The organism is Streptomyces sp. NPDC091377 (assembly GCF_044757045.1).
Classification (GTDB): Bacteria; Actinomycetota; Actinomycetes; order Streptomycetales; family Streptomycetaceae; genus Streptomyces.
Window position 1 is genome coordinate 258,152 of the sequence record NZ_JBIVUE010000009.1, and the last position, 22,302, is coordinate 280,453.

The 22,302-nt window shown below is 73.0% G+C and carries 21 protein-coding genes; 15 read left to right on the top strand and 6 right to left on the bottom strand.

Annotated features, from left to right (window positions below; all coding sequences use genetic code 11):
• Positions 1-114: 114 nt before the first annotated feature.
• A complete protein-coding gene (locus ACIQNG_RS21765; protein ID WP_401487037.1) occupies positions 115-324 on the top strand; it encodes an MbtH family protein in 210 nt (69 codons plus the stop codon).
• A 72-nt stretch (positions 325-396) separates the two neighbouring features.
• Here the strand turns inward: ACIQNG_RS21765 and ACIQNG_RS21770 are convergent, their stop codons facing one another.
• The 3 genes from ACIQNG_RS21770 to ACIQNG_RS21780 are packed head-to-tail and all read right to left on the bottom strand — an operon-like array spanning position 397 to position 5,031.
• The gene (locus ACIQNG_RS21770; protein WP_401487039.1) at positions 397-1,464 is read right to left on the bottom strand and encodes an iron-siderophore ABC transporter substrate-binding protein; all 1,068 of its coding nucleotides are present in this window, start codon (positions 1,462-1,464) and stop codon (positions 397-399) included.
• A 58-nt stretch (positions 1,465-1,522) separates the two neighbouring features.
• Positions 1,523-3,322, bottom strand: a complete 1,800-nt coding sequence (locus ACIQNG_RS21775; protein ID WP_401487041.1) for an ABC transporter ATP-binding protein — start codon at positions 3,320-3,322, stop codon at positions 1,523-1,525.
• A complete protein-coding gene (locus tag ACIQNG_RS21780; protein ID WP_401434727.1) occupies positions 3,319-5,031 on the bottom strand; it encodes an ABC transporter transmembrane domain-containing protein in 1,713 nt (570 codons plus the stop codon). The genes ACIQNG_RS21775 and ACIQNG_RS21780 overlap by 4 nt, the downstream gene beginning before the upstream one ends.
• A 155-nt stretch (positions 5,032-5,186) precedes the next feature.
• Here ACIQNG_RS21780 and ACIQNG_RS21785 point away from each other — a divergent pair, with 155 nt between their 5' ends.
• From ACIQNG_RS21785 to ACIQNG_RS21820, 8 genes are all read left to right on the top strand, one after another.
• Entirely contained in the window at positions 5,187-5,588 is a 402-nt protein-coding gene (locus ACIQNG_RS21785) for a metalloregulator ArsR/SmtB family transcription factor (protein WP_401487043.1), read from the top strand.
• Positions 5,585-6,079, top strand: coding sequence for an SRPBCC family protein (locus tag ACIQNG_RS21790; protein WP_401434722.1), 495 nt, complete (start codon positions 5,585-5,587; stop codon positions 6,077-6,079). Before ACIQNG_RS21785 ends, ACIQNG_RS21790 begins: the two co-directional genes overlap by 4 nt.
• A 212-nt stretch (positions 6,080-6,291) precedes the next feature.
• Positions 6,292-7,443: a methyltransferase domain-containing protein gene (locus tag ACIQNG_RS21795; RefSeq protein WP_401487046.1), complete on the top strand. Its 1,152-nt coding sequence runs from the start codon at positions 6,292-6,294 to the stop codon at positions 7,441-7,443.
• A gap of 145 nt (positions 7,444-7,588) precedes the next feature.
• Positions 7,589-8,251: a DedA family protein gene (locus tag ACIQNG_RS21800; protein ID WP_401487048.1), complete on the top strand. Its 663-nt coding sequence runs from the start codon at positions 7,589-7,591 to the stop codon at positions 8,249-8,251.
• An 83-nt stretch (positions 8,252-8,334) separates the two neighbouring features.
• The gene (locus tag ACIQNG_RS21805) at positions 8,335-9,558 is read left to right on the top strand and encodes a sensor histidine kinase (RefSeq protein WP_401487050.1); all 1,224 of its coding nucleotides are present in this window, start codon (positions 8,335-8,337) and stop codon (positions 9,556-9,558) included.
• Entirely contained in the window at positions 9,558-10,193 is a 636-nt protein-coding gene (locus ACIQNG_RS21810) for a response regulator (protein ID WP_401487169.1), read from the top strand. The genes ACIQNG_RS21805 and ACIQNG_RS21810 overlap by 1 nt, the downstream gene beginning before the upstream one ends.
• A 180-nt stretch (positions 10,194-10,373) precedes the next feature.
• Positions 10,374-11,294 carry an aminoglycoside phosphotransferase family protein gene (locus tag ACIQNG_RS21815; RefSeq protein ID WP_401487052.1) on the top strand — a complete coding sequence of 307 codons (921 nt, stop codon included), beginning with the start codon at positions 10,374-10,376 and terminating at the stop codon, positions 11,292-11,294.
• A 163-nt stretch (positions 11,295-11,457) separates the two neighbouring features.
• Positions 11,458-12,501, top strand: coding sequence for an ABC transporter substrate-binding protein (locus ACIQNG_RS21820; RefSeq protein ID WP_401487054.1), 1,044 nt, complete (start codon positions 11,458-11,460; stop codon positions 12,499-12,501).
• Positions 12,502-12,510: 9 nt separating this feature from the next.
• Here the strand turns inward: ACIQNG_RS21820 and ACIQNG_RS21825 are convergent, their stop codons facing one another.
• Positions 12,511-13,056 (bottom strand): hypothetical protein, encoded by a 546-nt coding sequence (locus tag ACIQNG_RS21825; RefSeq protein ID WP_401487056.1) that lies wholly within the window; start codon positions 13,054-13,056, stop codon positions 12,511-12,513.
• 305 nt (positions 13,057-13,361) lie between these two features.
• Here ACIQNG_RS21825 and ACIQNG_RS21830 point away from each other — a divergent pair, with 305 nt between their 5' ends.
• Together ACIQNG_RS21830 and ACIQNG_RS21835 are read left to right on the top strand one after the other, a co-directional pair.
• Positions 13,362-13,592, top strand: a complete 231-nt coding sequence (locus tag ACIQNG_RS21830) for a DUF397 domain-containing protein (RefSeq protein WP_401434706.1) — start codon at positions 13,362-13,364, stop codon at positions 13,590-13,592.
• 137 nt (positions 13,593-13,729) lie between these two features.
• Positions 13,730-14,650 carry a helix-turn-helix domain-containing protein gene (locus ACIQNG_RS21835; protein WP_401434704.1) on the top strand — a complete coding sequence of 307 codons (921 nt, stop codon included), beginning with the start codon at positions 13,730-13,732 and terminating at the stop codon, positions 14,648-14,650.
• Positions 14,651-14,737: 87 nt separating this feature from the next.
• Here the strand turns inward: ACIQNG_RS21835 and ACIQNG_RS21840 are convergent, their stop codons facing one another.
• A complete protein-coding gene (locus ACIQNG_RS21840; protein WP_401434701.1) occupies positions 14,738-15,556 on the bottom strand; it encodes an SAM-dependent methyltransferase in 819 nt (272 codons plus the stop codon).
• A gap of 301 nt (positions 15,557-15,857) precedes the next feature.
• On the opposite strand from ACIQNG_RS21840, the gene ACIQNG_RS21845 reads away from it, so the two are divergent.
• The 4 genes from ACIQNG_RS21845 (at position 15,858) to ACIQNG_RS21860 (ending at position 20,517) form a co-directional block, all read left to right on the top strand.
• On the top strand, positions 15,858-16,709 hold the full coding sequence (locus ACIQNG_RS21845) for an ABC transporter ATP-binding protein (RefSeq protein WP_401487059.1): 852 nt from the start codon (positions 15,858-15,860) through the stop codon (positions 16,707-16,709).
• The gene (locus ACIQNG_RS21850) at positions 16,706-17,686 is read left to right on the top strand and encodes an ABC transporter substrate-binding protein (protein ID WP_401487061.1); all 981 of its coding nucleotides are present in this window, start codon (positions 16,706-16,708) and stop codon (positions 17,684-17,686) included. Before ACIQNG_RS21845 ends, ACIQNG_RS21850 begins: the two co-directional genes overlap by 4 nt.
• Positions 17,687-17,690: 4 nt before the next feature.
• Positions 17,691-19,754, top strand: a complete 2,064-nt coding sequence (locus ACIQNG_RS21855) for an iron ABC transporter permease (RefSeq protein WP_401487063.1) — start codon at positions 17,691-17,693, stop codon at positions 19,752-19,754.
• Between the two features lie 112 nt (positions 19,755-19,866).
• On the top strand, positions 19,867-20,517 hold the full coding sequence (locus ACIQNG_RS21860) for a lysophospholipid acyltransferase family protein (protein WP_401487065.1): 651 nt from the start codon (positions 19,867-19,869) through the stop codon (positions 20,515-20,517).
• A 13-nt stretch (positions 20,518-20,530) separates the two neighbouring features.
• Here the strand turns inward: ACIQNG_RS21860 and ACIQNG_RS21865 are convergent, their stop codons facing one another.
• Positions 20,531-22,255, bottom strand: a complete 1,725-nt coding sequence (locus ACIQNG_RS21865; protein ID WP_401487171.1) for a hypothetical protein — start codon at positions 22,253-22,255, stop codon at positions 20,531-20,533.
• Between the last annotated feature and the right edge of the window lie 47 nt (positions 22,256-22,302).

The following is a 22,302-nucleotide window of genomic DNA, read 5'->3' on the forward strand; positions in this document are numbered from 1 at the left end:
GGCCGTGGGACCCATGTGGCCCATGCGGCCCACGTGAGCCATGTGAGCCATGGCGGCCACAAGGGCGGCCGGGCGCACCGAGTTTCTGAGGTTTCCGACGAGGAGAGGGATCGTATGAGCAATCCGTTCGAGGACCCCGAGGGCACGTATCTGGTGCTGGTCAACGACGAGAACCAGCACAGCCTGTGGCCGGACTTCGTGGCGGTCCCGGCGGGCTGGCGGAGCGTCCACGGGCCGGGGCCGCGGCAGTCCTGCGTGGAGTACGTCGAGAGCCACTGGACCGACATGCGTCCGCGCAGCCTCGCGGAGGCCATGGACGGATGAGCCCGTCCTCCCACGGCCCGAGTACGGCCGAGAGGCCGGTCGCGGACAGCGGCCGGCCCCTCGGGGTCGGGGTCAGGAGGCGGGCTGCTGCACCTCGGTGTCGGTCTTGCCGTCGACGGCCGCCGCGAGCTGCGGCACCAGCCGCTCCAGGACGTACGGCAGGCTCAGCACGGTGCCCATGGACAGGGCGTTGCCGTAGTCGCTGCTCTCGTCCACGAAGACCTCGCGGCCCTCCTTGACCACGTTCAGGTCCTTGTAGGAGGCGTCCTTGTGGAGGGTGCCGGGGTCCTTGGCGACATCGGTGACCTGCCAGACGACGGCGTCCTGGTCGAGCAGATCGGTGCGCTCCTTGCTGATGTTGGCGCCGAACTGGTCGCCGATCAGCTGGTCGAGATCCTTGGGCAGGGTGAAGCCGAGGTCGCCCAGCAGATGCGAGCGCGGGTCCTGGCTGCCGAAGACGAACATGCCCTCGTAGGGAGTGGCCATCACCGCGGAGGCGCCCTTGAAGCCGGGGTTCTCCTCGGCCGCCTTCTTGATGGCGTCCTCGGTGGACCGCACGACCTCGGCGGCGTCGTCGGGGGCGCCGACCGCCTTGCCGATGATCTCGGTCTGCTCCTGCCACGGGACGCCGTAGTCGTTGTACTTCTTCGGCTGGGCGACGACGGGCGCGAACTTGGACAGGGACTCGTACTGCTCCTTGGTGAGTCCGCCGTAGACCGCGAGGATCAGATCGGGCTTGAGGGCGGCGATCTTCTCGACCTGGGGGCCGGTGCCGGTGTCCTTGAGGACGGTGGGGGTGTCGGCGGAGCCGACCTTGTCCGCGGCCCAGGGGCCGACAGCGCCGTCGTAGCCGCCGAGCCATTCGGTGGTGCCGACCGGGACCTTGCCGAGGGCGAGGACGGAGTCCTGGTCGGTGAGGCCGACGGTGACGATCCGCTTCGGCTCGGACATGACGGTGGTGCTGCCGTACTTGTGGGCGACGGTGACCGGGAAGGCGCCGGAGGAGTTCTCCTGCGCGCCCGCTCCCTCGGAGTCGGAGCCTGAGGCGTCGTCCCCGCCGCAGGCCGTGGCCGTGGTGACGAGCAGGGCGGTGGAGGCGAGCGCGGTGGCGAGCCGGGCGGCTCTGCGGGAGCGGAGCATCGGTGGTCCTTCGGTTTCGGGTTCCGGTGGAGCAGACGGGTGTGGGGGGCGGCGCGGGTCAGGTGCGGGTGTCCGACCAGGCGTTCCAGAGGGCGGCGTAGCGTCCGCCGGAGGCGCGCAGCCGGTCGTGGGTGCCGGTCTCGACGATCCGGCCGCCGTCCATGACGACGATCCGGTCCGCGGCGGCGGCCTGGCTGAGGCGGTGCGCGACGATCAGCGCGGTGCGGCCGTCGACGGCGCGGGCGACCGCCTTCTCCAGGGCGCGGGCCCCGGCGCTGCCCGCCTCGGCGGTGGCCTCGTCCAGGATCACCAGGGGCGGGTCGGCGAGGAGGAGCCGGGCGAGCGCGAGGGCCTGGGTCTGGGCGCCGCTGAGGGTGTGACCGCCCTCGCCGACGACCGTGGCGAGCCCGTCCGGGAGGGCCTCGGCCCAGGCGAGGGCGTCGACGCGGTCGAGGGCGGCGCGCAGTTCGGTGTCGGTGGCGTCGGGTCTGGCCAGCCGCAGATCGTCGGCCAGGGGGCCGGAGAAGACATGGGTCTCCTGGGTGATCAGGGCGACGGTGCGGGAGGTCCCGAGTGCGGTCGGGGGGACGCCGCCGACCAGGACGGTGCCGGTGGTGGGCGGCTGGATGCCGGCGACGAGGCGGGCGAGTGTGGTCTTGCCGGCGCCGCTCGCGCCGACCAGGGCGACCCGCTCCCCGTGCCGGATCGTCAGGTCGATGTCGTGCAGGACGGGATGGCCGGGCCGGTAGGCGTGGGTGAGGGCGCGGACGGTGACGTCGAGGGGGCCGGGCCGTACGGCGGTGGCGTCGGGGTCGGTGTCCGCGGTGGACGGCAGATCGGTGACGCCGACGAGCCGGGCGAGTCCGGCGTGCGCGGACTGGGCGTCGTCCAGGAGCGCGAGGGCGGCGTTGACCGGGCCGAACAGGCTGTGGAAGTACAGGGCGGCGGCGGTGGCCGTGCCGAGGGAGGCCGCGTCCTGCCGGACCAGCCAGTAGCCGGTGACCAGGACCGCGGCGAGGCCGATGTACTCGGCGATGTGCAGTCTGCTGTAGAAGCCGAGGACGAGGCGGACTCCGCGCATGGTCAGGTCCACCACCGACCGGGAGCGTTCGGCGACCCGCTCGGTGTGCTCGCCCTCCAGCCGGAAGGCGCGCACGGTGGAGCTTGCGGCGACGGTGTCGAGGAGTTGCTGCTGCTGTGCTCCGGCGGCGACGCGCTGGGCGGCGTAGAGGGGGACGGCCCGTCCGACGTACCAGCGGGCGGTGGCGGCCTGGACCGGTAGCGCGAGCAGCGCGGCGAGCAGGAACCGCCAGTCGAGCACGGCCATCGCGCCGAGGGTGAGCACGATGGTGAGCATCGAGCGGGCCAGTTCGGGCAGTGCGTTGCGGACGGCTTCGGCGATGAGGGAGACGTCGGCGGTGACACGGGCGGTGAGATCGCCGGCGCCCGCTTTCTCGACCCGTTCCAGGGGCAGGCCGAGGGCGCGTTCCACGAACCGCTCGCGCAGCCGGGCGAGGGTGGTCTCGCCCAGCCGGGACAGCAGTGAGAGGCCGTATCCGGTGCTGAGGCCCTGGGCGAGGGCCACGGCCACCAGGAGGGCGGCCGTGGTGGTGACGGCGTCGGCGGACCCGCGGTCGGCGGCCAGGTCCACGATCCGCCCGAGCAGCGGCTGTACGAGCAGTCCGACGGCGGTGGCACCGACCATGACGGTGAACGCCGCCACCGCCCGTCCCCGCTGGGGCCGCAGGAGTTCGGCGACGGCGGCGCGGGTGCGGGCGCCCGTGGCCACCGGCAGCAGATCGGCGGAGCCGGGCGGCTCGGCCTGGGAGGGCGTGCGGGTCCCGGGCGTTCCGGTCATGTCAGTACCGCCGTCCGGTAGGCGCCGCAGTCGCGGACCAGTGCTTCGTGGGTGCCCTGTGCGGTGACGGTGCCCGCTTCGAGCAGCACCACCTGGTCGGTCACGGCGAGCAGGGCGGGGCTGCCGGTCACCAGGAGGGTGGTGCGGCCCCGGCGGACCTCGCGGATCCCGTCGGCGATCCGCGCCTCGGTGACGGCGTCCACGGCGGTCGCGGGTTCGTGGACGACGAGGACGGGCGGGGCCGCGGCGAGCGCGCGGGCCAGTGCCACCCGCTGCCGCTGGCCGCCGGACAGGGAGCGGCCCCTGGCGGTGACCCGGGTGTGGACGCCCTCGGGGAGCGCGCGGGCCACCTCGTCGGTGCCGGAGGCGGCCATGGCCCGTTCGGTGTCCGGTGCGCGGGGGTCGGGTACGGCGGCGGTGACGTTCTCCAGCACGGTGCCCTCGAACAGGTCGGCGTCGTGCTCGGCGACCAGGATCGCGGCGCGTACGTCCGCGAGGGTGAGGGCGGTCAGGTCCGTGCCGTCCAGTTCCACCGAGCCGGCGTCGGGGTCGGCGCCGCGGGCCAGACAGCGCAGGAGGGCGGTGGCGTCGGCGGGGTCGGTGGCGACGACGCCGAGGAGTTCACCCGGCGGGATGTCGAGGTCGACGGCGCGCAGACCGCCGTAGGACAGGGCGCGCAGGCGCAGCCCGCCGGGGGTGGCGTCCCGCGCGGGCTCGGGGCGGGGTGCGGGCGGGTCCGTCACGGCCCCCCGCGCGTCCAGTACCTCGGCGATCCGCGCGGCGGAGGCGCGGCCCTGGGCGAGTTCGGCGTTGACCCAGGCGAACACGGACAGCGGGCCGATGAGGAACAGGGCGAGGGCGACCGAGGCGACGAGTTCACCGAGGCCGATGTCGCCGCTGGCGGCGAGCCGTCCGCCGACCAGTGCGACGAGGGCGATGAAGGCGCCGGTGAGGAGGGTGACGACGCCGTGCTGCCATGCCTCGGCGCGGGCGGCGCGCAGGGTGGCGGCCAGGGAGTCGCCGCTGACCCGGCGGTAGCGGGCGACGGCGGCCGGTTCGGCGCCGATCCCCTTGAGGACGCGGAGCCCGGCGACCAGGTCGGCGGCGACGCCGGAGGCGCGGGCGGCGCGCTCCTGTTCGGTTCCGCTGCGGCGCTCCAGGGGGGCGCTGAGCAGATGGCCGAGCCAGAGCAGCAGGGGGGTGCCGAGCAGGACGAGCAGACCGAGTGTCAGGGAGACCCGGAGCAGGGCGACGGCGGCGACGGCCAGTCCGGCGGTCGCGGCGACGGCGACGATCAGGGCCATGGTGACGGCCCCGACGCGGCGGGCGTCCTCGGTGGCGGTGGTGGCGAGTTCGCCGGGGAGCCTGCCCTCGTCCGCGCCGCCCTCGGGGGCGAGGACCCGGCCGATCAACTCGGTGCGCAGCCGGTGGGCGGCGGTCACGGAGGCGCGTTCCCCGGCGCGGGCGCTGAACCGGAAGCTGTAGGAGAGGCCGACGTAGACGAGGGCCAGGACGCCGAGCCAGAGCAGCAGTCCGGGTACGTCGCCGTCCACCACCCCGCGTTCGATGGCGAGGCCGATGATGACGGGCACGAGGGCCTCGCCGGTCTGGTGGCCCATGCCCAGCAGGGCGCCGAGGGCGACATCGCGCCGCTGGTCCGCGACCGCGCGCCGCAGCAACTTTCGGCCCCGTGGGTCCGCTCTTCTCACGCATCCCCCCGGACCGGATCAACTCAGGACTTAGGTAAGGCTAACTACATCTGCACCCGTCGGCTAGCCCTTCACCCCGGCCGCCGGATCACAGATGGATCACCGTTCTCCTCACCGGCCCCTCTCATGCGTAACCCATGGGTTACGCTTCTGCCATGGACGACCTGTCCGACGTGGCCGAGGCCATCGCCGACCCGGTACGCCGGGAGATCCTGGTGATGCTCCGTCACGCCCCACTCACCGCGGGCGAGATCGCCGAGCGGTTCACCATCACGCGCCCGGCGGTCAGCCGGCATCTGCGGGTGCTGCGCGAGAGCGGCCTGGTCCGCGACGAGCGGCTCGGCCGCCACCGCCGCTACTCCCTCGTCGCCGCCGGCCTGGTCGCGCTCGCGGCCTGGCTGGCCCGGTTCGAGGGCGGCGGGGCCGACTGGCTCCAGCGGCTGGACGCGCTCGACACCGAGGTCCACCGCACCCGCAGGGAACGCCGGGACTCCCCGGCCGCCGGCACCCCCGGGACGACCGGCGCCGCGCCCCACCAGAGGAAGGACACGGCATGACCACACCCGAGCCCACCGGACGGCTGGTGCCCACCCCGGCCGGACACGATCTGATCCTCACCCGCACCTACCGCGCCCCCGTCGAGGACGTGTGGGCGAGCGTCACCGAGTCCGAGCGCACCGCCCGCTGGTTCGGGCCGTGGCGGGGCGAGCCGGGGCCCGGCCGGACCGTCGAGGTACGGATGTCGTTCGAGGAGTCGACAAACTGGTCGCCGCTCACCATCGACGCCTGCGAACCCCCGCACCGGCTCGCCGTCACCGCGAAGGACGAGGCGGGCGACTGGCCGATGGAACTGCGGCTGACCGAGACGGACGGCGTCACCGAGCTTCAACTGATCCACCACCTCACCTCCACCGACCTGCTCGGCTCCACGGGCCCCGGCTGGGAGTACTACCTGGACCTGCTCACCGCCTCCCGCACGGGCGCCCCGCTGCCCGACTTCGCCGACTACCACCCCGCGCAGCAGGCGTACTTCGAGGGACTCGCCTGACGGACGGGATGCGGCGGGCGGGCCCGGCGGTCCGCACAGGACCCCACGGAAATCGACCGGCGCCCGCCCCGCGTCCCGCCTACACTCCCCCGCATGACGTTCTTCTTCCCCCTCCACTAGCCCCCGTCGGCGAAGCGAGGAGCCCCCGTCGCCGACGACGCGGGGCAGCGAGGTGCTGCCCCGGGCGCTGACGTGGAAGAGAACCCTTCATCATGCACACGCCCCTCGTGGCGCGCTGTGTCCGCGGACTGGAGTCCGCGGTCGCCGCCGAGATCCTCGCCCTGAGCACCCAGGACCCCGCGGCCCCGGACTCCGCCGCCGTCACCGGCCTCGGCCATCGCGAGATCCACTTCGTCACCTCCGGCTCCATGCCGTTCCTGCGCACGGCCGACGACGTCTTCCTGCTCGCGGCCCGCCGCCCCGACATCGGCCCCGCGCGGGAGGCCCTCGGCGCCCTCACCGACCTCGTCACCCGGGCGGACCCGGACACCCTGCTGCGGCTGCGCCGCCGGGCGGCCCCGTCCGCGGACCTCACCGGCGTCGACGTGTCGGCGTCGTTCCTCGGCCGCCGCGCCTTCAACCGCTACGACGCCGAGGACACGGTCGGCGGGGCGCTGGCCCGGCGGCTCGGTGTGCCCTACCACTCCCGGCGCTCGGGCGAGCCGGCCCCGCCCGGTCACTGGAGCTGGCGGCTGACCCTGGACGGCACCGACGCCACCCTCATGCCCCGCGCCCACGAACGGCCCCTGCACCGCCGCGCGTACAAGGGGCGGACCGTGCCGGGCACCCTGCATCCGCCGGTGGCGGCGGCGATGGCCGCACGGGCGGAGCTACGGCCCGGCGCCGTCGTCCTCGACCCGTGCTGCGGTGCCGGGACACTCCTCGCGGAGGGCGCGCTGATCCGGCCGGACGCCCGCTTCCTCGGCCTCGACCTGTCCGGGGACGCCGTGCGGGCGGCCCGCGCCAACACCCGGGGCCTGCCGGTGGAGGTGGAGCGGGGTGACGCGGGCCGGGTGCCGCTGCCGGACGCGAGTGTGGACCGGGTGCTGTGCAATCCGCCGTGGGGCGGCCAGGTCCGGGCCGGGGGCGCGCTCGCCGCCGCGCCGGACCGCTGGTGGCGGGAGCTGCGCCGGGTCCTCGCCCCCGACGGGACCGCCGTACTCCTGCTGCCCGGGCCCGGGGAGCTGGCCGCAGGGGTGGGGCTGGGGCTGACACCCACCCATGTGCAGCGGGTACGGGTGGCCGGGGCGGAGGCGTTCCTGGTGGAGCTACGGTCCGCCGACCGCCCTTCGGGACGCCCCGGCCGCACCGGCGCTCCCGCGCGCCGCGCCCGGTCCGCGGGGGTGCGGTTTCCCGCAGGGTGAGGGGTGCGGTTTCCCGCAGGGTGAGAGGTGCGGAGTACACCACCCGACCCGACGGCAATCCGCGTACCGGCGGTGAGCTGCGATTCCTAGCGTGGAGGGCAGCCGGGGCGCCTGCCCCGGCCGTACCGCCGACCGGGAGCTTCAGATGCACCTCACGTCCTTGGCCCTGCCGCAGGAACCCGCCGACGGCATCGCGGGCTGGGCCGCGGATCTCGTCGACACCCTGGGCGGTCCCGGGGCCGGCCTGGCCATCGCGCTGGAGAACCTCTTCCCGCCGCTGCCGAGCGAGGTGATCCTGCCGCTGACCGGGTTCGCCGCCGCGCAGGGCGCGCTCACCCTGGCCTCGGCCCTGTTCTGGACGACGCTCGGCTCGGTCGTGGGAGCCGTGGTCCTCTACTGGCTCGGCCTGCTCTTCGGCCGTGCGCGCATGCACGCCATCTGGGCGAGGCTGCCGCTGGTGAAGGCGTCCGACCTGGAGCGCACGGAGCGGTGGTTCGCGCAGCACGGCACCAAGGCGGTCTTCCTCGGCCGCATGGTGCCGATCTTCCGCAGCCTCATCTCCGTCCCCGCCGGGGTGGAGCGGATGCCCCTGCCCCTGTTCGTCCTGCTGACCACGCTCGGCAGTCTGATCTGGAACGCGGTCCTGGTGATGGCCGGTTACTGGCTGGGCGACCGCTGGGAGGTCGTGGAAGGGTACGTCGGGATTGTCTCCAAGGCGGTACTGGTCCTGGTGGTCGTCGCCGTCGCGGCCTACGTCGTGCTACGGCTGAAGGGCCGCGAGCGGGCCCAGCACCGCCGCGCCTCATGACCCACGGCCACCACGCCGACCCGTCCCGCCCCCCGCCTCAACGATCTTGCTCCGGCTGTGCGGCCCCACTACCATCGGCCCTCGTGCAGGGGGACTCCGCAGGTATCGACGCCCGTCACCTGCCGGGCCCGCCGGGTCGGGGCGACTCCGGCGGAGCCGATGCCGCCGCGGTCCCGTCGGCCCCCTGGCCGCGTCGGAGTGCCGGGACGTTCCTCGGCTGCGTCACGGCCCTGCTCGAACTCCTCTACTTCCTCGTGGCCGGCATCGCCCTCGGCCCCTTCCTGCTGTGGCCGCTCACCCGGGCCGGTGCCCTCGGCATCGTCATGACCGGAGCCCGCCGGCTGGCGACCCTGGAGGGGATGCGCCGGGCCGTCTTCTTCGGCGACCGCTTCCCCGAGCGCTACCAGGCGTCCGACCGGAAGATCCTTCGCTATCTGGCCGTCCGCAGCTACAGCGGACTGCTCTGCGCCGTCGTGCTCGCGTTCCTGGGGGCCGGGATCGTCCTGGCGGCACTGGTCGTGCGGAGACTGGCCGAGGGCAGCATGCGCTGGGACGAGCTGCTCACCCAGATCCTCCTCGGCGGTGTACTGCTCTTCCTCGACCTCCAGGGGCTCCACTCGCTGGCCGCCCTGGACGCGCGCATCGCCCGCGCCTGCTTCGGCCCCTCCGAACGGGAACTTCTCCAGCGGCGGATCCACGAACTGGCCACCAGCCGGGCGGCGGTCGTGCAGGCCGTGGACGCCGAACGCCGGCGCATCGAGCGGGACCTCCACGACGGAATCCAGCAGCGGCTGGTGGCGTTGGGCATGCTGCTCGGCCGGGCCCGCAGGGGACGCGGCCCCGGTCAGGGGGACGCCCTGCTGCGCCAGGCGCACGAGGAGGCCCGGGACCTCCTCGCGGAACTGCGGGAGGTGACCTGGCGCGTCTATCCCTCGGCGCTGGACAGTCTGGGCCTGAAGGAAGCGCTGGGCGGGGTGTCCGAACGGTGCGGCATCCCCGTCCGCACGGAGTTCGACGTGGGTGGGCCGCTCCCGCAACCGGTGGAGACCGCGGCGTACTTCGTGGTGTCGGAGTCCGTGACCAACGCGGCCAAGCACTCCCGCGCCACGGCGGTCTCCGTACGGGTGGCGCTGCGCGGCACCGTGCTCACCGTGCGGGTCCGGGACAACGGCAGGGGCGGCGCGAACCCCGCGGGCGGCGGACTGAGCGGACTGCGCAGCAGGACGGCCGCGCTCGACGGCGTCCTGCGCGTCGACAGCCCCGACGGGGGACCCACCACCATCACCGCGGAGCTGCCGTGCGCCTGATGATCGCCGAGGACTCGACTCTGCTGCGCGAAGGGCTGGTCCGGCTCCTCCTGGAGGAGGGGCACGAGGTCCTGGGCGCGTTCGGCGACGCCGGTCCCCTGCTGGAGGAGATGGCCTCGCGGCGGCCCGACGTCGTCGTCCTCGACATCCGGATGCCTCCCACCCACACCGACGAAGGGCTGCGCGCGGCGCTGGAGATCCGCGAGCGGTGGCCGGAGGTCGGCGTGCTGGTGCTGTCCCAGCACATCGAGCGCACCTACGCGGTGCAACTGCTGGCCGCCGGCGCGGAACGGGTGGGGTACCTCCTCAAGGACCGGGTCGCCCAGGTGGAGGAGTTCCTGGACGCGCTGGAACGGGTCCAGGCGGGCGGCGCCGCCATCGACCCCGAGGTGGTGCGGCAACTGGTCGTCCGCACGACGCACACCGATCCGCTGACCCGTCTCACACCCCGCGAGCGCAGCGTGCTGGAAACCCTGGCGCAGGGCCACACCAACACGGCGATCGCGCAGAAGCTGCACCTCTCGCTCAGCTCGGTGGAGAAGTACCTCAACGCGATCTTCGACAAGCTGGAGCTGTCCCGCACCACCGGCTACAGCCGGCGGATCCTGGCGGTCCTCAGGTATCTGAAGTCATAGGGACGGCGGTCACAGGTCGCGCGCGCCCCGCGCCCGGAGCGCAACCGACGGGGCGGGGACCGTGCCGGGGCGGGACCGTGCCGGGGCGGGGCGGGGCGAAACCCGGGTGACATCGGCGATCACTCGTGCTCACATGGCGTTCGACCGACAGCTCCCGCGACGTATGAGGAACACCGCCGTATGGATCACGCACAGCCGCTCGATGTCCCCGCCTCGCTGGCACGGTCGTACGCCAGAGCCTTCGGGGAGCCGGGCACGGCCTGGATCGCCGGGCTCCCGGAGCTGGTCGCCCGGTCGCTGGACCGCTGGGAGCTACGGCGGGACGGGGAGCCGGGGGCGGGTGAGGCGTCCCTCGTGCTGCCCGTGCTGCGGGCCGACGGCACGGGCGCGATGCTCAAGCTCCAACTGCCCCGGGAGGAGGTGACGGCCGCGCTCGTCGGGCTGCGCGCCTGGGACGGCGCGGGGGCGGTCCGGCTGCTCGATCACGACCCGGAGACCGACACCATGCTCCTGGAGCGGCTCCACGACGGCCGTACCCTCGCGACCGTGGAGGACGACGACACGGCCGTGCGGATCCTCGCCGAGGTGCAGGCCCGGCTGGTCTCCCGGCCCGCGCCCGCCGGGCTGCGCGACCTCGGCACGATCGCCCGGGAGATGCTGGACCGGGTCCCCGACGCGCTGCGGGAGCTGACCGACCCCGCCGACCGCCGCCGGCTGGCCGACTGGGCGGCGGCCGTGGCCGAACTGGTCGACGAGCCCGGTGACCGGCTCCTGCACTGGGACCTGCACTACGAGAACGTCCTCGCCGCCGATCGCGAACCGTGGCTCGCCATCGACCCCGAACCGCTCGCGGGCGACCCGGGGTTCGACCTCTGGCCCGCCCTGGACAGCCGCTGGGACGACGTGGTCGCGCACGACACCCGGCGGATCGTGCGCCGCCGCTTCGATCTGCTCACGGAGACACTGGGCCTGGAGCGGCAGCGGGCGACGGGCTGGACGCTGGGACGGCTGCTCCAGAACGCCCTGTGGGACATCTCCGACGGGGAGCGCGGGCTCGCCCCCGAGGCGGTGGCGCTGGCCGACGCCCTGCGCGTGCGCTGAGCCCGGCGGGCGGCCGGTCGCCGCGTCCCCGAGGACCCCGGGGTCCGCCGTCCGGTTGACCCGAGGACCCCATGGAACTTAGGTTAGCCTTACCTCCCCATGGGGTCAGAGATGGCCGGTTCCCCACCGTCCGCGCCCCACCCGCACCTGAAAGAGCCCCGCCATGCCACTGCCGCGCCCCTCCCTCACGGCCGTCGAGGGCCCGTCCCGCCGCAGGCTCCTCGCGGCCGGCGGCGCGCTCGCGCTGGCCCCGCTGCTCGCGGCGTGCGGCGACGGCGGGACGAAGGACGGGGCCGGCTCCTCGTCGGAGGAGGGCGGCGGGGCCTGGTCCTTCAAGGACGACCGGGGCCGCACCGTGCGCGCGGACGACCGCCCGCAGCGGATCGTGGCCTACGTCAGCACGGCCGCCGCCCTGTACGACTACGGCGTGGAGTGCACCGGGGTGTTCGGCCCGAGCGCCCCGATCGACGGCAGGCCCAACCCGCAGGCGGGCGATCTGGACGTCGGCGAGCTGACCAGCCTGGGCACGGCGTGGGGCCAGTTCAACCTGGAGAAGTACGCGGCCCTACGGCCCGACCTGCTGGTCAGCAATATGTTCCCGGCGCCGGACCTCTGGTACGTCCCGGCCGAGAGCAGCGAGAAGATCGAGGCCCTCGCCCCCACGGTCGGCATCGACATCGCCCGCACCTCGCTGCTGGAGCCGCTGCGCCGCACCGCCGCGCTGGCCGAGTCGCTGGGCGCTGACCTGAGCGCGAAGAAGGTCACCGACGCCGAGGCCCGTTTCGAGAAGGCGGCCGAGACCGTACGCGCCGCGGCGCGGGACAACGGCGGGCTGAAGGTGATGGCGGTGACGGGCGACACCGAGAACTTCTATGTCGCCGTCCCCGACTCCTACAGCGACCTCACGTTCTTCAAGGATCTCGGCGTCGAGTTCGTCGAGGGCAAGAAGAGCGACGAGTGGGGTTTCTGGGAGTTCCTCAGCTGGGAGAACGCGAACAAGTACCACGCCGATCTGGTCATGGTCGACCATCGCTCCACGTCCCTGTCGCTGAAGCAGCTGGAGGAGAAGGCGACCTGGCGCGAACTGCCCGCCGTGAAGGCCGGTCAGCTCACCACCTGGTCGATGGAGGAGCGGTTCAGCCACGCCGGTTTCGCGCCGGTCCTCGAACGCCTCGCGGAAGCGGTGGGCGACGCGAAGCGGCTCTGACCCCGGGCCCTACTCCCCCAGCGCGCGGGCGAGTTCGACCGCCGCGCGGGTGATCTCGGGGTCCCGCTCGCCCAGCAGGGCGCGGACAGCGCCGCGCCGGGCGCGGACCGCCTGGCGGGCGGAACGCTCCCAGGCCACATGGTTCTCGCGGTGGTTGAGGAGCTTCGGGTAGGCCGCCGCCGTGGTCTCCCACTGCCGGGCGGCGGCGACGGCGGCGAGCAGCCGGATGATCTGCGGCCGGCAGGTCACATGCGGCAGCTGGGCCAGCTCCCACAGGTACGGGACCACCACGGCGGTCGCCTGGTGGACCACGAAGCCGTACTGGCAGACCCGGTCACGCAGTTCGTCGAGGGCGGCGCCGGCGGTGTCCGGGTTGCCCCAGGCGACCCTGGTGAGCAGGGTCGGGACACCGGCGGCGCTGCCGGTGGAGTCCTTGATCGTGCCCCAGGGCACCTCGCCCATCGAGCTGAGCGGGTCGGGGCGGTTCGCTCCCGCGGTCAGCGGTTCGTGCTCTGCGCGCTCGGTGTTCGGCTGGGGTGTCGAAGCGGTGCGCATGGCGTGGGGCCCTTCCGCAGCGGTCGAGTCGATGGAGTCGAGTGGGTCGGTGGAGAGTCGCGGGAAAGGGGAGGTGCCTCGCCCGACCTGTCCGAGGCGGTACGTCCCGGACCTGGCGGACGGCTCGGCTTCTCCCTGATGCACTGATGCACTGATGCACTGATGCACTGTCATGATCCGGCGTCTTCCCGGGGGTTGACGCCGCAGCTATTATCCACACTGTCAGCCCAAGCGTGCAATTGCACGCGAAATTGCGCAATAATTTTCGGGTACGACGCCGAACTTGAACACGCAAGGAGATCGCCGTGCCGTCACCGCAGAACGGAGTCCGGGCCAGCTCCCTGGACGTTCACTGGATCAAGAGCCGCCACAGCAACGCCGAGGGCAACTGCGTCGAGGTCGCCCCCACCGCCGACGGAGGGGTGGCGATGCGCAACTCACGGTTCCCGGACGGGCCCGCGCTCGTCTACACACCGGCCGAGATGGCCGCGTTCCTCGCCGGCGCGAAGGACGGGGAGTTCGATCATCTGGCCTGAAACAGCCGTCGGCCCGTCTCGCCGTGCCGGGGCGGGCCGACGTCGCCAACTCAGCTGAATCTGGCCGAACATGGCGGCGCGCGCCCCATGAGGTGCGATAGTGTCGATGTCCCTTCTGCTGTCTTCCGGGAGTCAGGATGTCCGCCGATGCTCAGCGCGTGTCCCGCCTCCAACCGTATCTGGACCGGGCGGAGCCCGCGCCGACCCTGCTGAAGATGCTGGTCGGGGTTCAACTCGCCGGTCTGCGCGAGGACTTCGGCCTCACCCAGGACCAGGCCGCGCGAGCGCTGGGCTTCAGCCCGGCGAAGTTGTCCAGGATCGAGGCGGGCAAGGGCCGCAAGCCGCCCGCCGAGGCCGATGTCCACGCCCTCCTCAAGCACTACGAGGTGGAGGAGTACGAGACCTCGGTCCTGCTCGAACTGCTGCGGCGGGCTGGTCAGCCCGGCTGGTGGCAGCGCTACGACAAGCGGCTGATGCCCGAATGGTTCGACCGGCTGGTGGGGCTCCAGGAGGCCGCCGCCGCGATCCGCACCTTCGAGATCCAGTATGTGCCCGGACTGCTCCAGACCCCGGGCTACACCGAGGCGGTCGTGCGCCGCGGACTGCCGGTGGCGCCGGAGACCGAGGTGCGGCGCCGGATCGAACTGCGCACCCGGAGAGCCCAGTTGCTGGAGCGGGCCGACCCGCCCCGGCTGTGGGCGGTGCTGGACGAGTCGGTGCTGCTACGGGTCCTGGGCGACCGCACGGTGATGCGCGAGCAGCTCGACCATCTGATCACCATGGCCCAGCGTCCGCACATCACCGTCCAGGTGGTTCCGCTGGACGTCACCAACGCCTCGGCGCCGGTCATCCCGATCACCTATCTGCGCTTCGGCGGACTCGATCTGCCGGACATCGTCTATCTGGAGCACATCAAGAGCGCGAACTTCCTGGAGGACCGGGACGAGACGGAGGAGTACCGGCTCACCCTGGACCGGCTGGCCGACGACGCGCTCACCCCGCGCGCGTCACTGGACCTGCTGCGCACGACGATGGAGCAGCGCTACCCGGGGCCATGACCACGGGAAGCCGTCATCCGCGCCCCTGACCGCCCACGACGAGGCCGCCCCGCCGGAGACAGACGGGGCGGCCTCGGTGTTCGATCGTCAGGACAGCCGGCCGAGGCCGCCGAACTCGATCCACTCGTGGGTGAGCTGGCGCGGCGCCACCTCGGAGTCCGGCCGCCAGGTGGAGACCTCCACCAGGCCCGGCGGGATGATCTCCAGCCCGTCGAACAGCGCGGCGACGTCCTTCGGCTCCCGCACCCGGCCCCAGTGCCCCTGGGTCGCCTGGTTCATGAAGTCGGTGACGAAGGCACGGACCTCGGCGTCCTCGCTGACCAGCTGGCACATCACCAGGAAGCTGCCGGGGGCGAGTCGCTGCTTGACCCGCTCGACCACGGCCGCCGGTCCGTCGTTCGCGTCGTCGGGTATGCAGTGGAAGACCGAGTTGAACAGGACGGCCACCGGCTCCGAGAAGTCGATGAGCCGGGTGGTGTCGGCGTGCCCGAATATCTCGTCGGTGCTGCGCATGTCGGCGTGGATGACCGCGGTGCGCTCGTCCTGCTCCAGCAGCGCGCGGCCGTGCACCAGCACCATCGGGTCGTTGTCGACGTACACCACACGGGAGGTGGGGTCGAAGCGCTGGGCGACCTGGTGGACGTTGTTCTGGGTGGGCAGACCTGAGCCGTGGTCCAGGAACTGCCGGACCTCGAACTCCTCGGCGAGGGTCTTCACCACCCGCTGGAGGAAGCGGCGGTTGTTGACCGCGAGGCGGCGGGTGCTGGGGACGACCTTGTCCAGCTCCTCGCAGGCCGCGCGGTCGGCGGCGTAGTTGTCCTTCCCGCCGATGTAGTAGTCGTACATACGGGCGGCCGTGGGAACGTTGGCGTCGATCTCCGTGGACAGTTTCTTACCCGTGCTCATCGATCCCCCAGCTCCGCGCCACGCCAGTCACCTGGCCTCGCTGTGACCTTACTGGCTGTACATCCTATGGATCCCCGCGTCACCGAATCCAGTCATCGCACGAAGATCACCGGAAGATCACCGCGAGATCACCGGCAGCACGCCCTTCGGGGCCGGCTCTTCCGCGGGCGTCCAACTCCCGGATATCGCACACCAGTTGGACTCGGGAGCGATGAGTGTGCCCGCCCCGTGGACAGAGTCCCTGGTCACAGCCTTCCCCCAGGGCTGGGACCGCAGCTTAGGCTAGGCTAACCTTCAGTCCGTGAGTACTGGTGAAGAGCGGCCGAGCCTGCGCGGCCATGAGCTGTCGGCCACCGCGGTGACGGTGGCGTACGACGGTGTCGATGTCGTGCACGACGCGGCGATCACGCTGCGGCCCGGCCGGGTGACCGCCCTGGTGGGCCCCAACGGCAGCGGCAAGTCGACCCTGTTGCGCACGGTCGCGCGGCTCCAGCGGGCCCGCCGCGCCGGTGTCGTCATCGACGGGGAGATCGACGGGCTGGCGCTGTCGCCCCGTGCCTTCTCCCGCCATGTCGCCCTGCTCACCCAGGGGCGGCCCACGCCCAGCGGACTGACCGTGCGCGATGTCGTCGAGTTCGGCCGCTACCCCTACCGGGGCCGGTGGGGCGGAACGGATCCCGGTGGCCGGGCCGCCGTGGACCGGGCTCTCGCCCTGACCGGGGTCGCCGAACTCGCCGAGCGCGGTGCCGAGCATCTCTCCGGCGGCCAGCTCCAGCGGGTCTGGCTGGCCGGCTGTCTCGCCCAGGAGACCGGGGTACTGCTCCTGGACGAGCCCACCACCTATCTCGATCTGCGGTACCAGGTCGAACTGCTCGACCTGATGCGCGAGCTGGCCGACGACCACGGGATCGCGGTCGGTGTCGTCCTCCACGACCTCGACCAGGCGGCGGCCGTGGCCGACCGCATCGTGCTGCTCGCCGCCGGTCGGATCGTCGCCGACGGACTGCCCGAGGACGTCCTCACCCCCGAGCGGCTGAGCGAGGTCTACGGCATCCGCATCGAGGTCGACACCGACCCCCTCACCGGCCGGCTGCGCACCCGCGCCCTCGGCCGTCACCACACCCGAAGCGAAAGGCTCAGCACCACCCCATGAGACGCCACACCCTCCTCGCGGCCTGCGCCGTCGCCACCGGCGCACTGGCCCTGACCGCCTGCGGCACCACCGAGCCCGCCGCCGACGGCGCCAAGAAGTCCTCCGCCGCCCTCACCCTCACCGACGCCTCCGGGAAGGAGGTGAAGCTCGACGGCCCCGCCAAGAGGGTCGTCGGCACCGAGTGGAACGTGGTCGAGCACCTCGTCACCCTGGGGGTGCAGCCGGTGGGTGTCTCCGACGTCAAGGGCTACGGCATCTGGAACCAGTCGGCGCCTCTCACCGGTGCCAAGGAGATCGGTACGCGCGGTGAGCCCAGCATGGACACCATCGCCTCGCTCAAGCCCGATGTGATCGTGACCACCACGGACCTGCCGGCCGCCGCGGTCAAGCAGCTCCGTGATGTCGCCCCCGTGCTCCAGGTGCGCTCCGCCGACTCGGCCGACCAGATCGGCCAGATGACCGAGAACCTCGACCTGATCGCCGAGGCCACCGGCACCACCGACCAGGCCGAGCAGGTCAAGAAGGACTTCGACGCGAAGCTGGCGGAGGGCAGGAAGGCCCTCGCCGACGCCGGGCTCGACGGCACCGAGATCGCCTTCGCCGACGGCTACGTCACCTCCAACCAGGTGTCGCTGCGCCCCTACACCGGCACCTCCCTGATCGGCACGGTCAACGAGCGGCTCGGGCTGAAGAACGCCTGGACCGCCGAGGGCGACAAGGACTACGGGCTCGCCTCCACGGACGTGGAGGGCCTGACCAAGCTGAGCAAGGACGCCCAGTTCGCCTACATCGGCAACAAGGACGACGCGGCCAGCGACCCGTTCGCCCATGAGCTGAAGGACAACGCGGTGTGGAAGTCGCTGCCGTTCGTGAAGTCCGGTGCCGCGCACCGGCTGCCCGACGGCATCTGGATGTTCGGCGGCCAGGCGTCGATGTCGGCGTATGTGGACGCCGTCGTCGACGCGCTGTCGAAGTAGCGCGATGGCGGTCACCGCCACCACCCCCGCCGCCGGTCCGGCGACCCTGGTGTCCCGGACCGGCACGGCCGCGGTGACGGTCGGGCTCGTCCTGCTGGTCGCCGTCCTGGCGGTCGTCGACATCACCCAGGGCACGGCCGCGGTCGGCGCCTCCGAGGTGGTCAAGGCGCTCACCGGGCGGGCCGACCCCGGCGACGCGTCCGTGGTCATCGAGTCCCGGCTGCCGCGGATGACCGCCGGCCTCCTCGTCGGTGTCGCGCTCGGCATGGCGGGCGCCGCCCTCCAGGCCGTCAGCCGCAATGTGCTCGCCGCGCCCGACACGCTCGCGGTCAACGCGGGCGCCTACTTCGCCCTGGCCCTGTTCACCGTCACCGGGGTGTCGCTGCCCCTGCTGGCGTCCTCGGGCGTCGCCTTCCTCGGCGGCCTCGCGGCGGCGGGCGTCGTGCTCGGCCTGTCCGGGCTCGGCGCCGGAACCGTACGGCTGGTGCTGGCCGGCACCGCGCTCGCGCTCGGACTGACCGCGATCACCGAGGGCTTCCTGCTGCTGTTCCCGCAGGAGACCGAGGGCCTCTACCAGTGGAACCAGGGCAGCATCGCGCAGAACGGCTACGACGGTGTGCTCCAGATGGGGCCGCTCGTCCTCGTCGCGCTGGCCGGGCTGCTGCTGGCGGGCCGGCGAGTGGACGCGCTGGCGCTCGGCGACGACGCGGCCCGCGGGCTCGGCGTCCCGGTGCGCGCCACCCGGATCACCGTGGTCGTGCTCGGGGTGCTCCTCGCCACCGCAGCGGTCACCCTCGCCGGGCCGATCGGCTTCGTCGGCCTGTGCGCCCCGGCCCTGGTACGCGGGCTCGCGCGCTGGTCGCGGGGGCTGCTCCGCACCCGGGTGGGCGTACCCGTCGCGGGCCTGGTCGGCGCGGCCCTGGTGCTGGGCTCCGATGTGCTGCTGCGGGCCTTCCTGTCGGGCGACACCGCGGTGTCCGTGCCCACCGGTGTCGTCACCAGCATCATCGGCGCCCTGTTCCTGGTCGTGCTGGCGGCCCGGGTGCGGGACACCTCCGGCGCCGCGGCCCAGGACCGGCTGCGCATCCGCAGCCGTACGGCCTTCCTCGTGGTGACGGCGGTCCTCGCCGTCGCGCTGATCGGCATGGCGGTCACCGCCGTGCTGCTCGGGGACAGCAAGCTGCTGCTCGGCGATGTCGTCAACTGGGCGCAGGGCCGGGCGGGTCAGACCGTGTCCTTCGTCCTGGACACCCGGGTCCCCCGGGTGCTGGCGGCCCTGTTCGCGGGCGCGGCGCTCGCGCTGTCGGGCACGCTGGTGCAGGCCGTCACCCGCAATCCGCTGGCCGAGCCCAGTGTCCTCGGGGTCTCCGGCGGTGCCGCGCTCGGCGCGGTGGTCCTGGTGACGACCGTTCCGCTGGCCGGTTCGTGGAGCATCGCGGGCGCGGCCTTCACGGGCTCCGCCCTCGCCGCGGTGGTCGTCTTCGGGCTCGCGGCGCGCGACGGGTTCCAGCAGAACCGGCTGGTCCTCGTCGGTATCGGTCTGTCGGCCGGTACGACGGCCCTGATCAGCCTGGTCATCGTGCTGACGGACCCGTTCAACGCCGCGAAGGCGCTGACCTGGCTGTCGGGTTCGACGTACGGCCGCTCGCTGACCGATGTGCTGCCGATCGCCGGGGTGCTGCTGGTCGGTCTGGTGGTCGCGGTGGTGCGGCGCCGGGAACTGGACCTCGTGTCCCTGGACGAGGACACGCCCCGGCTGCTCGGGATGAACCTGTCGCGCGGCCGGCTCGGGCTGCTGGCGCTGAGTGTGCTGCTCAGCGCGACGGCGGTGGCGGCGGCCGGCACGATCGGCTTCGTCGGTCTGGTCGCCCCGCACGCGGCCCGCGCCCTGGTGGGCCGGCAGCACACCCGGGTCGTCCCGGTGGCGGTGCTGCTGGGTGCCCTGCTGGTCTGCGCCGCCGATCTGCTCGGCCGTACGGTCATCGCCCCGGCCCAGCTTGGGGCGGGCCTGATGACGGCCGTCATCGGCACGCCGTACTTCCTGTATCTGCTGGTACGCAGCCGCTGACCGGCCCGAGGTGAGTACGGCGGCCCCGGTGTCCTGAGTATCCGCGCTCAGGGCACCGGGGCCGGGCCGTCCGACACTGGCGGCACGTCCGTGAGCGATCGAGGAGTCCGCTGTGCTGAGCCGTGCCGCCGCTGTCCTGGCCCCCGTCCTCGGACGGCTGTCCGTGACCCGCGAGGCGGTGACGGCCCTGCCCGCCGGGTCGGTGTTCGCGGCCAACCACGACTCCATGGCGGACCCGGTGGTGGTGCTTGCGGCCCTGCGGCGGCTGGGCGTGGAGCCTGTCGTGATGGCGACGGCGGGACTGTGGCGGGTACCGGTGCTGGGGCGGGCGCTGACCCGTGAGGGGCACATCCCCGTGCACCGCCGCACGGCGCGGGCCGCGCGGGCGCTGGATCTCGCCGCCGAGGCGCTGGCGAGCGGCCGGCATGTGCTGATCTACGGCGAGGGCGGGCTCCCGGACCGCACGGACCCGGCGCCGGGCCCTCCGGTGCCGTTCCGCACCGGACTCGCCCGGCTGGCCGCCCGCTCCGGGGCGCTGGTGGTCCCGGTCGGTCACGCGGGCGCCCGGCGGATCTCCTCCGGTTCGACGGCGAAGCAGCTCGCGGGGGCGGTCAGTGCCCCGCTGCGCCGCCCGCACTTCCATGTCCACGTGGGTGCCCCGGTACGGCTGCCGTCCGACCCCGGGCGGGCGACCCTGGTGGCGCACCGGGCCGTGAGCGGGGCGTGGGGGACGGCGGCCAGGGCGGTGGGCGCGCCGGGGTGAGCGGGGTGTCCGCTCAGCAGCAGTGGCTCTTGATCCCGGTCTCCAGCCGGCAGAAGCAGGACGACTCCACCGGTACGTCCGCCAGCGCGACGGCGACCTTCAGCTGCTGGGCGACGATCCGCGCCTGCGCCGTACGCCCCAGCCGGACCAGGCATTCGTGGAAGCCGTGCAGGGCCCAGACGTTGCCGGGGTGCTGGCGGGCGCGCGGCAGGGTGTCGTCCAGGCCCAGGTCGGCGCGGTAGACGGCCTCGGCCTCGGCGACCCGGCCCTGCTCCAGGAGGAGGGCGCCGTACGCGTGCCGGGTGGGCTGCATCCAGCCCCAGGGCTCGTCGTACTCCAGGGTGTCGTCCAGTTCGATCGACCGTTCCAGGGCGGCGAACGCGGCGTCGAAGTCGCCTTTGCGGTACTCCAGTTCACCGTCCAGCATGGCGGAGGCGATGGCGAGGACGGCGACACAGCTGTTGTTGAACAGCGTGCGGGTCTCCTGGACCCGTCCGACGGCCGCGCGGAACCGCTCGCGCTCCGCCTCGGCCTCGGCGATCCGGCCGGTGGCGGAGAGGGCGACGCCGCGGGCGTAGTGGAGCATCGCGGTCGTGGTGCTGTAGAGGTCCTGGTCGGTGGGGAACGACAGTTCCAGGATGTCGGACCAGCGGCCGAAGCGGATCAGCACATGGACCCGCATGGCCAGGAACCCCTCCAGCCAGTCGGCCATGGGCGGGCTCTCCACCCGCAGCAGGTCCTCCGGGACGGCCGCCTCCAGTTCGGCGGCCGTGTCCAGGGCGATCTCGGAGCTGCCGAGGAACATCGCGCCGTAGATCTTGAAGTGGAGGTTGTGGCAGCGGTACAGGGTGTAGAAGTTCATCGGCCCGGACCGGTCGAGGGTCTTGCGGTCCACGGCGATCGCGACGCTGTTGTCGGACACGACCCGCCGGTAGTCGCCGCACAGCACCTCCAGGTGGGAGGGCATGTGGGCCAGGTGCCCCGCGTCGGGGACCAGCCCGCGCAGCCGGTCGGCGACGGCCAGCGCGGACTCGGGTTCCGGTGACATCTCCATCAGATGGATGTAGAGGTGCAGCACCCCCGGGTGGTCCCGCCCGGCGGGGGTGGCGAGGGCCCGGTCGAGCACGGCCTTCGCCTCGGTCGTACGGGCGCCCGCGGCGGGCTCGCCGGTGCGCAGGTCCCACAGCTGCCAGGGGGTCAGGCTCATCAGCGCGTCGGCGTGGAGCGTGGCCAGGTCGAGGTCGTCGGGGGCGAGTGCGTAGGCGGCGCGCATCCCGTCCGCGTAGGCGGTGTTCCAGACCGAGAGGTCCTCGTCGGGGCCGGACCGGGGGTAGCGGGCGCGCAGTGCCTCGATCAGCGCCCGCTCGACCGGGGTCGCTCCGGCCGCCTTCTCGTGGGCGCGTTCGACGGCCGCGTGGGTGCGCTCGACGGTACGGGTGAGGTCCTGCTCGTCGAATGCGTCCCACGGCTTGTTGTAGTTGGGGCCGAGCGCGTAGGCGATGCCCCAGTGGGCCATGGCGCAGTCGGGGTCGGCGTCGGCCGCCTTCTCGAAGCACCGGACCGCTTCCTCGTGGTGGAAGCCGTACGTCCACACCAGCCCGCGGTCGAACCAGCGCTGGGCCTCGGCGGAGGCGGTGGTGACGGGGCGGGTGTGGGTGCCGAGGTCGTAGTAGTCCTGGGGTTCTTGGTGTTCCTGGGGTTCTTGGCGCCTTTGGTGCCCCTGGGGTGATTCCGGGATGTCCGCCGGTCCGTTCACGCCGTTCACGCTCTCCACGCCGTCCACGC

Bases quoted from the DNA above. Each gene is read 5' to 3' on its own strand.
- ACIQNG_RS21765 (WP_401487037.1), top strand. From the start codon at position 115: ATGAGCAATCCGTTCGAGGACCCCGAGGGCACGTATCTGGTGCTGGTC.
- ACIQNG_RS21770 (WP_401487039.1), bottom strand. From the start codon at position 1,464: ATGCTCCGCTCCCGCAGAGCCGCCCGGCTCGCCACCGCGCTCGCCTCC.
- ACIQNG_RS21775 (WP_401487041.1), bottom strand. From the start codon at position 3,322: ATGACCGGAACGCCCGGGACCCGCACGCCCTCCCAGGCCGAGCCGCCC.
- ACIQNG_RS21785 (WP_401487043.1), top strand. From the start codon at position 5,187: ATGGACGACCTGTCCGACGTGGCCGAGGCCATCGCCGACCCGGTACGC.
- ACIQNG_RS21790 (WP_401434722.1), top strand. From the start codon at position 5,585: ATGACCACACCCGAGCCCACCGGACGGCTGGTGCCCACCCCGGCCGGA.
- ACIQNG_RS21795 (WP_401487046.1), top strand. From the start codon at position 6,292: ATGCACACGCCCCTCGTGGCGCGCTGTGTCCGCGGACTGGAGTCCGCG.
- ACIQNG_RS21800 (WP_401487048.1), top strand. From the start codon at position 7,589: ATGCACCTCACGTCCTTGGCCCTGCCGCAGGAACCCGCCGACGGCATC.
- ACIQNG_RS21810 (WP_401487169.1), top strand. From the start codon at position 9,558: ATGATCGCCGAGGACTCGACTCTGCTGCGCGAAGGGCTGGTCCGGCTC.
- ACIQNG_RS21815 (WP_401487052.1), top strand. From the start codon at position 10,374: ATGGATCACGCACAGCCGCTCGATGTCCCCGCCTCGCTGGCACGGTCG.
- ACIQNG_RS21820 (WP_401487054.1), top strand. From the start codon at position 11,458: ATGCCACTGCCGCGCCCCTCCCTCACGGCCGTCGAGGGCCCGTCCCGC.
- ACIQNG_RS21825 (WP_401487056.1), bottom strand. From the start codon at position 13,056: ATGCGCACCGCTTCGACACCCCAGCCGAACACCGAGCGCGCAGAGCAC.
- ACIQNG_RS21835 (WP_401434704.1), top strand. From the start codon at position 13,730: ATGTCCGCCGATGCTCAGCGCGTGTCCCGCCTCCAACCGTATCTGGAC.
- ACIQNG_RS21840 (WP_401434701.1), bottom strand. From the start codon at position 15,556: ATGAGCACGGGTAAGAAACTGTCCACGGAGATCGACGCCAACGTTCCC.
- ACIQNG_RS21850 (WP_401487061.1), top strand. From the start codon at position 16,706: ATGAGACGCCACACCCTCCTCGCGGCCTGCGCCGTCGCCACCGGCGCA.
- ACIQNG_RS21855 (WP_401487063.1), top strand. From the start codon at position 17,691: ATGGCGGTCACCGCCACCACCCCCGCCGCCGGTCCGGCGACCCTGGTG.